We start from the raw sequence: 12,791 nt of genomic DNA on the forward strand, positions 1-12,791 counted from the left end.
GGTACAGCGGAGGTGCCCGGGATGTTCACCGCAGCGGCGATGGTCGCGGCGCGGCCTCCACGCGGGACCGAGCCGGGCGTTCCCGGCGCGGGCACTCGCGGGGTGGGGTGACTCAGCGGCAGGGGCGACAGAGATCGCTGTTGCTGTGCCCGAAGTCGACGTGACGCCGGCGCCGCAGACGTGGCTGGTCGTCTCGACCCTCCACGGAGGCGCACGCGGACGCGCCGGTGGTAGGCCACGGGGTGAGCTGCACGCTCCCACACTAAATCCGTGCCAATGGCAGGTCAACGGGCCGATCGGGGCATCCGGACCCCGGCGTGATGGCGGCCGGCTGTCGCATCGGGGTTACGTCGCGGCGAGGCGGGGTCGACTATGATTTCCCTCACCGCCGGCGCGGATCCGTGCACGGTGTGGGCCTGCCGCTCGCCGCCCGGTCCGCGGGCTGGGCGAGCGGTGGCGCCCGGTTCGGCCGCGTTCGTCTCGGGTGGCGGTGGTCTACCGTACGCCAACCATTCTCCATCCGGAGATAATTGATATGCGGAACCGAGTCTCGGGACCGGTCCGCCGACCGAATGTGTCGGCGGCGGCGGGGCTGCGGCGTTGACGGATCGCCCCACGCGCGAGCCCGCGCGCCGTGCGGCCGGGGGCGGGTGCCGGCGAACCCCCGAGGGCGACCACGCCATGCGGGCGGATCGTCGTCTCCGATACGCCGAATGTTGTTGCTCCCGTGATGATCCGTATGCAGAATGGGAGTGTGATTGGATTTTGGGCGACTCTGTGTCAACACTCGGGTGCGCGTCGCTGACACGCCGCGGAGAGGGCTGGGTGGGGCTCGTTGTGAATTTCCTGAGGCGATGCCTAAGGGCGCGGAAGGGATGCGGAGAGCACCCCCCGGTTGGTTCCGATGTTGCTTCCCCCTGGTAGGTTTCCGTCGATACGATCTGTGATCTTCAGTGAAGGTGTTGGAGGATCGGACCTGTACTGACTGCCGCGCTGCTGTGAACAAGTCGTCCGCACTGATCTGGTAGACGTTGATGTGCTACACGGCGGTGGTGGTTCTCGCGGCGAGTTCTCTTGCCGACCCTGATCGCGCACGCGTGGCCGGGATCGGAAATTCATCAGCATAGTGCGGTCAGTCGCGGGCTCGGGAAACCTCGGCGCGATCGAGAGGCGGCTTGAACGGGTGTGGCGTACGACGCTGGGCGTGGCGGCGGTCGCTGCGGTGACCATGCTGGCGGCCTGTAGTTCCGGGAACTCGTCGGATAGCGGGAGTTCCGCGTCCGGTTCGTGTGCTCCAGGCGTGACCGATAATTCGATCAAGGTGGGTCTGCTCTATCCGGACACCGGCGTGATGGCCTCCCAGTTCACCGGCTACCGGGCAGGCGTGAACGCCCGCTTCAGCGTCGAGAACGCCGCCGGCGGCGTCGACGGCCGGAAAATCGACTATGCCTGGCAGGACGCCAGCCCGACCCCCGCGGCAACCTGCAGGGCGCCCGGGAGCTGGTTGCCCAGAAGGCCTTCGCCGTCGTCCAGTACACCGCGGTGTCCCAGCAGTCCGTCGCCTACCTCGACAAGGCGGGAGTGCCGGTGATCGGCGCCGCCGACCAAGCCCGGCTGGGCGGCGCACCGCAACACCTTCACGGTCATCCTGACGAACCAGACGGGGCAGAGCACGACGACGTCGGCGACTTCATCCGCCAGCAGGGGGGCACCAAGGCCGCGGTGGTCGTCAGTTTTCTCAGCGAGACCGCCAAGCTCTACGCGGACGGAGTGACGAAGAGCCTGCAGCACGCGGGCATCGACGCGGTCACCCAGGATGTCGACGGCACCAACGCCGCCGACGTCGCCCGCAAGCTCATCTCCTCCGGGGCCGACACGATCATCGCCGCGGCGTCGCTCGACCTCTACACCGGTGTCCTGGACGCGGCGGTCGCCGCCGGGCACCCGTTCAAGGTCGCCGTGTCCGCCGTCAGTTATGACCCGCGCCTGCTCGCCCCCTACGGGCAGCAGCTCGCCGGCACCTACGCGTCGCTCTCCTACGCCGCGTTGGAGCGCAATCGGCCGGTCCAGAGCCGGTTCCTGCAGGCGATGGCGAACTACTCCCCGGAGGTCTCCCCGCCCGGCCAGCAGAGCGCCATCATCGGCTGGTTGAGCGCGGACCTGTTTATCCGTGGACTGAAGACTCAGCACGGCTGTCCTACCTGGGAGTCCTACATGAAGGGCCTGCGTGGGGTGACCGACTACGATGCCGACGGGATGCTGGTCAATAAGATCAATTACACCACCGATCAGGGCCAGCTTGACCCATGCTTCGACTTCGTCTGGGTCGCCAGAAGCGGTGACCATTTCGAGGTCGTGAGCCCGCAGCCACTCTGCGGCCAACGTTTCGATACCGGCCAATGATGCGGGAAGTCGGGCCGGCGCGTTGATGTGATGGAGGGGCATCGCACCGCGGCGTCGGCGAAGATGCGGGCCGGCCGTCTGATCCGGATGGTGTGACCTGGCGGGAGCGCGGGCGTCAAAGTGACGACCGGCGGTGCCGAGAAACTATCCGACCGGTTGTCGGTGAGGATCGAACTCGCTAGAGTTCGGGGTGGGGTGATACTGTGGGCAGCTTTCTCGGATACGCCGTCATCAGTCTTGGGACCGGTGCGCTGTATGTTTTTGTGGCGGCAGGTCTACTGCTGATCCACCGGGGTTCCGGAGTGCTGAACCTCGGGCAGGGCGCGCTGGTGATGATCGCGGCCTATCTGTTCCGCGAGGCCGGTGACGGGTGGGGGCTGCCGACCGCGCTCGCCGCCGTCGTCGTCATCGTTCTCACCGGTCTGATCGCGCTGCTGTTCCACGCCGTTGTGCTGCGCCCGATGCGCCATGCCGCGCCGCTCAACCGGGTCGTCGCCACGCTGGGCCTGCTCATCGTCCTGCAGGCCGCGGTCGTGCTGGCCTTCGGCGGGCAGAGCCGCTCGGTGCCCTCCTTTCTCCCGCAGTCCGTCGGGGTGTTCGGCAAGCCGGTCGGGGTGCACGTCTTCGTCCCTCTCGGCGTCGTCCTCGTCCTGGCAGCGGCGCTGTGGGCGTTCTTCCGGTACACGACGACGGGGGCGGTGACGACCGCGGTGGCCGAGGGTCCGGCCGCGGCGGCGACCCTGGGCTGGTCCGCCGATGCCGTCGCCGGGGCCTGCTGGTTCGGCGGCGGCGTGCTCGCCGGTGTCACGGGCGTCCTGCTCGCGCCCCTGCAGAACCCGTTGTCATCGACGAGTCTGGTCCTGCTGGTCGTCCCGGCGCTGGCGGTCGCGCTGGCCGCCGGATTCCGCTCGTTCCCGCTCGTCGTCGTCGGTGGGCTGCTGCTGGCGCTGGTCGAACTCCAGCTCCAGGTGCACCTGACCGGTCCGCACGACTGGGCGCAGGGCCTGGACAGCGCGCTGCCGGTCCTCGTCATCATCGTGCTGCTCGTCGCGCGCGGCGCCGGCATCCCCGACCGTGCCCATCAGGCCGAGGACCGTCCGCCGGTGGGCTCCGGAGCGATCAACCTGCCGGTCCTCGTCGGCGGGTTCGCCCTGCTGCTGGCCCTGGTCTGGCTGGTGCTGCCCGACTCGTGGGTCAGCGCGGTCGCCATCCAGTCCGGGTACGCGCTGATCCTGCTATCGCTGGTGGTCCTCGTCGGCTACGCCGGCCAGCTCTCGCTGGCCCAGAGCGCGCTGGCCGGGATCGCGGCCCTAGATCGCGGGACGTCTCTGGTGGCGGCCGAGGGCTGGCCGTTCGCCGCCGCGCTGCTCATCGGCGTGCTGGCCACCACTGCCGTCGGCGTGCTGTTCGCTCTGCCGGCGCTGCGCACCCGGGGCCTGCAGCTCGCCGTCGTCACCCTGGGTCTCGGTGTCACCGTCAGCGCGATCCTGTTCCAACGCGGCTATTCCTCACCCCCGCCGGCGGCCAGACCTCGTCGATCTTCGGGGATGTGCTCGCCCAGCAGGGCACCGTCGTGGCCACCGCCGACGCGCCGCTGCGGCATCCCCGTAGACCGGACCGACGACCCGCGCGCCTACGCCACCCTGGCGCTGATCTTCCTGCTGCTGGCGGGGCTCGCGGTGTCCACCGTGCGACGCGGGCGGGTCGGGCGGCGGCTCATCGCGGTGCGCACCAACGAGCGGGCGGCGGCGTCGCTCGGCATCAGCGTGTTCGCGGCGAAGATCTACGCCTTCGCGCTGTACGCGGCCATCGCCGGGCTCGGCGGCGTGCTGCTCGCCTTCGCCGACCGCAACATCGGCTACGACGACGGTGACTTCCTGCCGTTCACCGGCATCCTCGTCGTCGCCTATGCCGTCGTCGGCGGCGTCGGTTACATCAGCGGCGCCGGGATCGGCGCCCTGCTAGCCTCCGGCACCCTCGGCCAGCAGTTCGCCGGCTGGCTGTCCGATCGCTTCGGCGGTTCCACCGCGCTGCCCCGCGTCGTCGGGGCGGTGCTCGCCGGCCTGGTCGGCTACGGGGTCGGCGGGCTCGCCCGCGGCCAGGTCGAACGGTCCCGGCGGGTGAGTTCGACCCGCTGGTCGCGCTGGCTGCCGGTCGGCACCCTGGTCGTCCTCGCGGCACTGGGCGTGCTGTTCGCTTCCCGGCTCACCGACTGGCTGCGGGAGTTCGACCGCTACCTGCCGTTGATCGGTGGGATCATCCTGTTGCTGGTGCTGATCCGCTCCGGGGGGACCGGCCTCGCCGGGGGCCTGGCCGGCCGGGCCCAGCTGCCCGGCTCGATCGCCGCCCGGCTCGGGCGTCCCAGCTACCGTCGCCGTCGCCGCAACCGGTGCGTCGGCGATCGCTGGGCCCGTAGCGGCGGGGGCTGAGGCGGATGCGGCAGTGCCGCAGGTGGCGCAGACAGTGCCGCAGGTTGAGACGGCCGAGGTGGTTGAGGAGTCGCTGCGGGTGCGTCCGGCGACGCTGACCGTCGAGGGCGTCACGGTGCGCTGGGGCGGCGTTGTCGCCGTCGACGGGGTCGGGTTCGAGGTGGCGCCGGGCACCGTCGTCGGGCTCATCGGGCCCAACGGCGCCGGCAAGACGACGATCGTCGACGCCATCACCGGATACGCGGCGGCAGCGGCGGGCACCGTCCGGGTGGGCGACACCGTCCTGGACGGGCTGCCGGCGCATCGCCGGGTACGGGCCGGGGTGAGCCGGTCGTTCCAGAACCTCGAGCTGTTCGAGGACCTCACCGTCGCGGAGAACCTGCGGGCCGCCAGCGACCCACGCGACCTCGCCGGCCTGGTCTGGCCCGGTAACCGGCCCTTGAGCGCACCCGCCCAGCCCGGGGTCCGGGAGTTCGGCCTGGCCGACACGCTCGACACCCAGGTGTCGGCGCTGTCCTACGGGCGTCGGCGGCTGGTGGCCATCGCCCGCGCCGTCGCCACCGCGCCGTCCGTGCTGCTCCTCGACGAGCCGGCCGCCGGGCTCGACGAGCACGAAAGCGCCGAGCTCGCCGTCCTCGTGCGCCGCCTGGCGGACGAGTGGGGGATCGCCGTCCTGCTCATCGAGCACGACATGCCCTTCGTCATGGGGGTCTGCGACCGTCTGGTGGTCCTCGAGTTCGGCCGCAGGATCGCCGAGGGAGTGCCGGCGGACATCCAGGCCGACCCCGCGGTCATCGCCGCCTACCTCGGCAGCCCCGACGACACGGCCGCGGACGCAACCGTCGCTGACCAGCCGGCCAGCGACGCCGACGCCACCCCGGGCGGCGAGCCGCCGACGACCCTCGCAGCTCTGGGCGACGAGCCGTCGACGCCGGAACAGCCCGCCGCTGTGGCGGTCGTGGAGGACGAGCCCGCTGCGGCGGTCGCGGAGGTGTCCGCTGCCGAGAAACAGGTGGCCGGCGACGCCGTGGTCGGTGAGGGTTCGCCCGACGTGCCGGCCGCCGACCTGCCGGAGAACGACGTGCCGGCCGCCGACGTGTCGGAGAACGAGCTGGCGCCCGAGGGTGTGAAAGCGGAAGAGGTTGCCGCCGCCCTGGTGGCAGCGGACGTCGCGGCCACGGCTGAGGCTGCCACTGCCGAGGTTGCCGTGGCTGAGTCGGCTGCGGACGGCGTGATCGCGCAGGAGCGGCCGGCGGACGACCCCGTCGACCAGCCCGGGGAGACCACGAACGGGTCCACCACGGAGGAGTCCACCACGGACGGGACGGCTACCGAGGGGGCGGGCACCGACGGGACGAGCACGGAAGGTCCGGCCGGGGACGGGGCGGCGGGGGACAGACAGGAGGACGCGGCGGTGGGTGCAGCGCTCGGGGAGGCGGCGGCGGTGCCGCCGGTGGCTGGAGGTACCAGGTGAGTGTCGTCGGATGCCGCCAGCTTGCCGTCGGGTATGGCGCCGGACCCGTGGTGTCCGGTCTCGACCTTGAGGTGGCCCGCGGGGAGGTGGTGGCGTTGCTGGGCCCGAACGGCGCCGGCAAGACCACCACGTTGATGGCGCTGGCCGGTGCGCTGCCCCCCAGCGACGGGATCGTCACCTGGCAGGGTGAGCCGACCACGGCGCCGCTGCACCGGCGGGCCCGCCAGGGCCTCGGTGTGGTGCTGGAGGAACGGGCCGTCACCCCGTCGCTGACGGTGCGCCAGAATCTACGCATCGGCGGGGTGGACCCGGAGTCCGTCCTCGCGGACTTCCCCGAGCTCACCGAGCATCTCGACCGCCGCGCCGGCCTGCTCTCCGGCGGCCAGCAGCAGCTGCTCATCCTCGCCCGGGTGCTGGCGCGGCGGCCGGTGGCGCTGCTCGCCGACGAGTTGTCACTCGGTCTCGCGCCGCAGGTGGTGGCCCGGCTGCTCGGCGCGATCCGCGCCGCCGCCGACGACGGACTCGCCGTGCTGCTCGTCGAGCAGCACGTCCGCGCGGCGCTGCGCGTCGCCGACCGGGCGGTGGTGCTCAGCCGTGGACGGATCCGCTGGTCCGGACCGGCGGCGCAGGCCCGCGCGGATCCGACGCTCGTCGAGCAGGGCTATCTCACCTGACGGCTATCTCGCCGGACGCCCGCCGACAGTGCGGATCACCCGCAGGCCCGACTCCGTCCACCCGAGTGAACCAGCCCGCCGGCGCCGCCGTTCCCACCGGGATGCGTCGCCCAAGCCCCGTCCCGTCTGTGTCCGGGTGGGACGTTCCTGACTGATCCTGGAGGAACAGCAGATGCCAGACGACACCGCGGGCGCGGCGGCGCCCGCCTACGGCGGCCACGGCCTGCGGGCCGAGACGCTGAGCTGGGTCGAGTTCGAACGCCAGCGGGCCGAGGACCCCCGGAGCTACTTCTCCCAGCTGCGGGCGCGGTGCCCGGTGGACTACGACGAGGGGCACGAGGGCTGGATCCAGGTCCTGCGCCGCTCTGACATCGACGCGGCCCTGCGCAATCCCGAGGTGTTCTCCAACCTCATCCCCGAGCTGATGAACAGCCCGCTGCCCGCCATCCCGATGGGCGTCGACCCGCCCGACCACGCCAAGTACCGGCGCATCCTCGACCCCCTGTTCTCCCCGCGGCGGATGGCCGTCCTGGAGGCCGAGGTCGTGGCGAACACGGTGGCCACGATCGAGGGCTTCCTCGACCGCGGCGCCTGCGACTTCGCCACCGAGCTCGCCGTCCCGCTGCCCTGCTCGGTGTTCCTCACCCTGTTCGGGCTGCCGCAGTCCGAGCTGCCGGCCCTGCTGCACATAAAGGACGCGATCATCCGCCCGGAGTCGCTGGCCGACGACCCGGACGAGATCACCCGCATCCAGATTGAGGCCGGCACGCAGGTGTTCACCCTGTTCGGGACGGTGCTCGCGCAGCGGCGCGCCGAGCCCCGCGACGACCTCATCACCGAGCTGCTCAACGCCAAGATCGAGGGCCGGCCGCTGACCGAGCCGGAGCTGCTCGGGATCTGCTTCATGCTCATGATGGCCGGCCTGGACACCGTCACCATCAGCCTCACCTGCATCCTGTCCTACCTGCTCGAGCATCCCGAGGCGCGGCGCGCGATCGTCGCCGACCCGGAGACGATCCCGACCGTCGTCGAGGAGTTGCTGCGCTGGGAGACCCCGGTGATGGCCGTCCCGCGGATCACCACCCGCGACACCGAGATCGCCGGCTGCCCGATCAAGAAGGGCGAGATGGTTCACCTCATGCTGGCGTCGGGCAATCTCGACCCGGACGCCGACCCGCGGGCCGCCGTCGTCGACCTCGACCGCGACGACAAGCGGCATCTGGCCTTCGGCGGCGGGCCGCACCGCTGCCTGGGCTCCCACCTGGCCCGCCTGGAACTGCGCACCGTGCTGCGCGAGTGGCACCGGCTCATCCCCGAGTACGCCCTGGCGCCGGGGGCGAGCATCACCTGGAACGGCCACACGCTGCGCGGCCTGGACTCGCTGGCGCTGACCTGGCCGACGGACGCGGGGCAGGCATGAGGCTCACGATCGACACCGCCCGCTGCCAGGGGCTACGACCTCGCCCCCGAGCTGTTCACCGACGACGACAGCGGCTACGGCGAGGTGACCGTCCCGGATGTGCCGGCCGACCGGGTGGAGCTGGCCCGGCGGGCGGCGAAGTCGTGCCCCGAGCGGGCCGTGCTGCTCGACGGGGTGTGAGCGTCCCGGCCGCCGAACCCGGCCGGTCCCGCGGGGGGCCGGCCGGTGGGACGACGGTGGGCGGATGGACGGACGAGGGCGAGTGAGAGTGAGCTCGGGCGAGAGATGAGGAAGACGATGCGGTCCAGAAGCGCGATGGCGGCGCTGGCGGTGGGGGTCACGCTGGCCCTGGCCGCGTGTGGTTCGTCGGACACGACGGGGAAGTCGGCACCGGCACCGGCACCGGCAGGCCCGAAGGGCAGCCCGGTGAAGCTGTTGTCCATCGTGCCGCTGACGACGCCGACGACGAACTTCCCGGAGCAGGCCGGGGCGGTGAAGGCCGCCGTGCGCGCCCTGAACAAGCGCGGTGGCATCAACGGCCATCTCGTGCAGGTCGACGTGTGCGACTCGAAGAACGACCAGGCGGCCGGCGAGGCCTGCGCGCGTAAGGCGGTGAACGGCAAGTATCTCGCCGTCGTCTCGGCCTTCAGCACCGCGGGCGGCATCAACGCCATCCTGGAGAAGGGCGGGATCCCGAGCATCGGCAGCTCGGGGATCGCCGGCGACGGCTCCGATCTCACCTCGAAGATCAGCTTCGTCTACCAGCCGGCGTCGACGTACTACGAGGCGGTCTGCCCGCAGCTGCTCAAGGACGCCGCCAAGGTCAGCAAGATGGGGGTCGTCAACTACGACATCGCCGCCGCGTCCCGCCTCGGGGCGCTGGCCGGGCTCGGCGGCAAGGCCGCCGGGGTCGGTGTCCAGGAGATCAAGGTGTCGCCCACGACGAGCGACTACGCCCCGATCGCGGCCCGGCTCACCGACGGCGGGGCCCAGGGCGGCGCCCTGGGTCTTGCCGAGGCGAGCTCGATCGGGCCTCATCCAGGCCGGCGGTGACAAGTTCAGCTACTGCCACGGCGGTGGCTCCGTCTCGGACGCCAATCTGGTCAAGCTCGGGTCGGCCGCCAAGCACTACTACTCCGTCGGCGCCTTCCCGCTGTTCAACGAAAGCGCCAAGTACCCGGAGCTGACCCGACTGCAGTCCGAGTTCGACGCGGACTTCGCCGCCGGGGACAAGGACGCGGGGAAGAAGCTGCGCCACTCCACCTCCACCATCGGCGGCTGGCTGGCGGTGCAGATCGTCGAGCAGGTCGGCAAGAAGGTCACCGGTGACCTCACCGCCAAGTCCCTGCTCGCGCAGCTCAACCAGACCAAGGGCCTGGACCTGCAGCTCGTCCCGCCGCTGGACTTCACCAAGACCAACCCGGTCCCCGGCCTGACCCGGCTGTTCAACAACACGCTGCTGGGCCAGCGGTGGGACCCGGCGAAGAAGACCTTCTACACCACCGGCAAAACCTACGACGGCCAGAAGATCCTCGCCGTCGGCGCGAAGTGATCGTCCCGCTGGGTCCCGTCCGCGGGACCCAGCGGTAGCCGGCCGCGTCCGGCGCGCCTCTGGGCCGGGCCGATCCTCGTCGTGGGGATCGGCCCGGCCCTTCGCATTCGCGGCGCCGGTTCAGGACACCGGCGCGGGGGCCGGCGGCTGTGGGGCGGGCACGCCGTGGGCGAGCAGGAACGTGCGCACGCCGGCCTGCACGGCGCGGCGCACGATCTCGTCCGCCACCGGCCGGGTGCCGTTCTCGGTCAGCTCGGGGATCTGCGCGTTGATCAGCGCGAAGAACTGGCGGGCGGCGAGCGCCGGGTCCGCGACGTGCAGCAGCCCGGCGTTGCCGAGCATCGCCAGCCGCCCGGTGAGCGCGTCGAGGATCGGGTCGCCGGCTTTCTCCCGCACCGTGCGGTACACGGCGGGATCGCGGGCGGACTCGGCGGCGATCATGCGATGCAGGAACATCGAGCACGTGCTGCGCTGGCACTCCACCAGCTGCACGCCCACCTCGTACAGGCTCGCCTGCCAGCGCGCGGGGGAGACGTCGAGGGTTTGCAGCACGTGCAGCGCGTCGCCGTTCTGCTCGACGGCGGAGTCCGCCACCGACTCGCGGAACAGTTGTTCCTTGCCGCCGAAGTAGCTGTAGATGGTCGGCTTGGACACCCCGGCCGCGGCGGCGATCGCGTCCACGCTCGCCCGTTCGTACCCCAGCGTGCCGAAGATCGGTGCCGCGGCGTCGAGGATGGCCCGGCGCTTGTCGACCCCGCGTTGCCGTCCCGCCATGGGGCCTCACCCTCGCCTCGTGCACCGCCGCCGTCCTGTTCTTACTGTAGGCCGTCCTGCCCTTACTAAACCATGTAGTTTAGTCTCGTCTCATGGACGTAAAGGAAGAAGTCTCTGTGGGGCCTGCCGCCGCGACGCCCGCGGCGGGGGTGCGCACCGGCCCGGCGCTGGTCGCGCTCGCCGGTGCGGCGTGGCTCGCCGTGCTCGACGGCACCGTCGTCGCCGTCGCCCTCGGCTCGCTGGCCGACGCCTTCGGCACCCCGCTGACCACCGTCGTGTGGGTGACGATCGCCTACCTGCTCGCCGCGGCGACGGCGCTGCCGCTGCTGGGCTGGGCGAGTGCCCGCTTCGGCGGGCGCGCGGTGTTCCTCACCGGCCTCGGCCTGTTTCTGCTCGGCTCCGCACTGTGCGCGCTGGCCCGCTCGCCGGGGATGCTTATCGGCTTCCGGGTGCTCCAGGGATTCGGCGGCGGCCTGCTCGAACCGAGCGCGATGACCCTGTCCGCCGCGCTGGCCACCCGGGAGTCGATGGGCCGGGTGCTCAGCGTGATGGCCACGGTCGTCAACGTCGCACCGGCGGGCGGCCCGATCCTCGGCGGCCTGCTGCTGCAGACCGGCCACTGGCAGTGGCTGTTCGTGGTCAACATTCCGCTCGGGCTGCTCGTCGGCGCCGCCGCCCTGGCCTACGTCCCCGCCGGCCGGCCGGCCGGCCGGACCCCGGACCCCGGGCCCCGGCGCCCCGGCGCCGACCTGCGCGGCCTCGCCCTGCTCACCGCCGGCTATCTCGGCGTGCTGTTCGCGGTCAACCGGGCCGGCGAGCAGGCCGGCGGCTGGCTGGTCCTCGCCGCCGCCGCGGCCGGGATCGTCCTGCTCGCCGCCTACGTCCGCCACTCGTTCACCACCACCACCCCCGCGCTCAACCTGCGGCTGCTGCGCCGGCCCGGTTTCGCCGCCAGCGTCGCCGTGATGGGCCTGGTCGGACTGATCATGTATGGGCAGATCAATGCACTGCCGGTGGTCGGCCTCGAACAGCACGGCCTGCACGGCCTCGACCAGGGGCTGCTGGTCTGCGCCCTCGGGCTCGGGCTGCTGGTGTCGATGACGACCGGCGGGCGGATCAGCGACCGCTTCGGCGCCCGCGCCCTCGTGCGCGCCGGTGCCGCCGCCACCGCCGCGCTGCTCGCCACCTTCGCCGCGACCGGCGAACACCTTCCGCTCGCCGCGGCGGCCGTGCTGTTCGTCGCCGTCGGGCTGAGCTTCGGCCTCACCGCCTCACCCACGGTGGCCAACCTGTACCGCACACTGCCGCCGGCCGAGCAGCCGCAGGGCACCACCTCGATGTTCATGACGGTGCAGCTCGCCGCGTCGCTGGGCGTCGCCCTGCTGAGCCTGCTGCACGCGCGCGCCGGCACCCACTGGGTGACGGCCCTGTTCGCCGCGGTCGCCGCCGCCATTGGCCTGCTCGCCGCCCGACTGCCCGGCCGGCCCGGCTGACCCTCCAGCCCGGCTGGCCAGCCGGCGTGGCCGGACACCGGTGACCCTGCGGTGTCCGGCCGGCGAGTGTCCACCAGATGTTCGCGAGGGTGCCCCGTCTTTCAGAGCGGGGGTGAATCGCGCCCCGTGCAGCGGGGGTCGCGCCGGAGGTGCTCATCGGGATGCTTCTGGTTCTCGATGTATTCGGCCACGACCGACAGCGGAGCCCCGCCGCAGGAACCGGCGAAGTATGACGGCGACCAGAAATATCCCGCCGCCCGCGCCCGGTTGGCCCGGCCGGTGAACTCCTGCCGCAGCCGGTATGCGGGCACGCCCTTGAGTTTGTTGACGAGTGTGGCGACGGGGAGTTTCGGCGGGTAGTAGACCACTATGTGTCCCCTGCGTACATTCGGGTCCGGAGCCCAGCGTGGTGGATAGTATCGGGTCATGTCTCGTTACCGGCTTGACCCGACTGCCGGGCAGGTGGCCGTGTTGGATCGGTACTGCGGGCAGAACCGATTCCTGTGGAACCCAGGGCCCCGGGAAGATCGTTTTAGGTTGCGATCTGCTACGCGGAGTATTGGCCCCGTTGT

At 71.6% G+C, this 12,791-nt stretch carries 11 protein-coding genes and 1 pseudogene; 10 read left to right on the top strand and 2 right to left on the bottom strand.

Annotation, left to right across the window (positions count from 1 at the left end):
- Nucleotides 1-1,351: 1,351 nt before the first annotated feature.
- The 8 genes and pseudogenes from G6R25_RS15395 to G6R25_RS27380 all read left to right on the top strand — a co-directional run bounded on the left by G6R25_RS15395 (nucleotide 1,352) and on the right by G6R25_RS27380 (nucleotide 9,952).
- Nucleotides 1,352-2,403 (top strand): annotated as a pseudogene (locus G6R25_RS15395) (ABC transporter substrate-binding protein).
- A 203-nt stretch (nucleotides 2,404-2,606) separates the two neighbouring features.
- Nucleotides 2,607-4,832 (top strand): branched-chain amino acid ABC transporter permease, encoded by a 2,226-nt coding sequence (locus G6R25_RS27360; protein ID WP_235948584.1) that lies wholly within the window; start codon nucleotides 2,607-2,609, stop codon nucleotides 4,830-4,832.
- 34 nt (nucleotides 4,833-4,866) lie between these two features.
- Nucleotides 4,867-6,306, top strand: a complete 1,440-nt coding sequence (locus G6R25_RS27365) for an ABC transporter ATP-binding protein (protein WP_235948586.1) — start codon at nucleotides 4,867-4,869, stop codon at nucleotides 6,304-6,306.
- Complete coding sequence (locus G6R25_RS15405; protein ID WP_163553517.1) at nucleotides 6,303-6,980, top strand: ABC transporter ATP-binding protein; 678 nt, start codon at nucleotides 6,303-6,305, stop codon at nucleotides 6,978-6,980. The genes G6R25_RS27365 and G6R25_RS15405 overlap by 4 nt, the downstream gene beginning before the upstream one ends.
- A 172-nt stretch (nucleotides 6,981-7,152) precedes the next feature.
- Complete coding sequence (locus tag G6R25_RS15410) at nucleotides 7,153-8,400, top strand: cytochrome P450 (RefSeq protein ID WP_163553518.1); 1,248 nt, start codon at nucleotides 7,153-7,155, stop codon at nucleotides 8,398-8,400.
- Nucleotides 8,401-8,484: 84 nt separating this feature from the next.
- Nucleotides 8,485-8,580: a hypothetical protein gene (locus tag G6R25_RS27370; protein WP_235826593.1), complete on the top strand. Its 96-nt coding sequence runs from the start codon at nucleotides 8,485-8,487 to the stop codon at nucleotides 8,578-8,580.
- 117 nt (nucleotides 8,581-8,697) lie between these two features.
- Entirely contained in the window at nucleotides 8,698-9,453 is a 756-nt protein-coding gene (locus G6R25_RS27375) for an ABC transporter substrate-binding protein (protein ID WP_235948588.1), read from the top strand.
- Nucleotides 9,410-9,952, top strand: a complete 543-nt coding sequence (locus G6R25_RS27380) for a type 1 periplasmic-binding domain-containing protein (protein WP_235948590.1) — start codon at nucleotides 9,410-9,412, stop codon at nucleotides 9,950-9,952. The genes G6R25_RS27375 and G6R25_RS27380 overlap by 44 nt, the downstream gene beginning before the upstream one ends.
- Nucleotides 9,953-10,072: 120 nt before the next feature.
- Here G6R25_RS27380 and G6R25_RS15425 read toward each other — a convergent pair whose 3' ends face one another.
- The gene (locus G6R25_RS15425; protein WP_163553519.1) at nucleotides 10,073-10,726 is read right to left on the bottom strand and encodes a TetR/AcrR family transcriptional regulator; all 654 of its coding nucleotides are present in this window, start codon (nucleotides 10,724-10,726) and stop codon (nucleotides 10,073-10,075) included.
- Nucleotides 10,727-10,842: 116 nt separating this feature from the next.
- Between G6R25_RS15425 and G6R25_RS15430 the strand changes: the two genes are divergently transcribed.
- Nucleotides 10,843-12,219, top strand: coding sequence for an MFS transporter (locus G6R25_RS15430; RefSeq protein WP_235948593.1), 1,377 nt, complete (start codon nucleotides 10,843-10,845; stop codon nucleotides 12,217-12,219).
- Between the two features lie 101 nt (nucleotides 12,220-12,320).
- Here G6R25_RS15430 and G6R25_RS15435 read toward each other — a convergent pair whose 3' ends face one another.
- Nucleotides 12,321-12,587, bottom strand: a complete 267-nt coding sequence (locus G6R25_RS15435) for a transposase (protein ID WP_205447149.1) — start codon at nucleotides 12,585-12,587, stop codon at nucleotides 12,321-12,323.
- Between the two features lie 58 nt (nucleotides 12,588-12,645).
- On the opposite strand from G6R25_RS15435, the gene G6R25_RS30610 reads away from it, so the two are divergent.
- Nucleotides 12,646-12,791: helix-turn-helix domain-containing protein (locus G6R25_RS30610; protein ID WP_163553521.1), on the top strand; the 146-nt coding region annotated here is incomplete at its 3' end.

The organism is Candidatus Frankia alpina (genome assembly GCF_902806485.1).
GTDB lineage: Bacteria > Actinomycetota > Actinomycetes > Frankiales > Frankiaceae > Frankia > Frankia alpina.

Excerpts from the sequence above, each read along its gene's own strand:
- G6R25_RS15410 (WP_163553518.1), top strand. The coding sequence starts at position 7,153 with ATGCCAGACGACACCGCGGGCGCGGCGGCGCCCGCCTACGGCGGCCAC.
- G6R25_RS27375 (WP_235948588.1), top strand. The coding sequence starts at position 8,698 with ATGCGGTCCAGAAGCGCGATGGCGGCGCTGGCGGTGGGGGTCACGCTG.
- G6R25_RS15425 (WP_163553519.1), bottom strand. The coding sequence starts at position 10,726 with ATGGCGGGACGGCAACGCGGGGTCGACAAGCGCCGGGCCATCCTCGAC.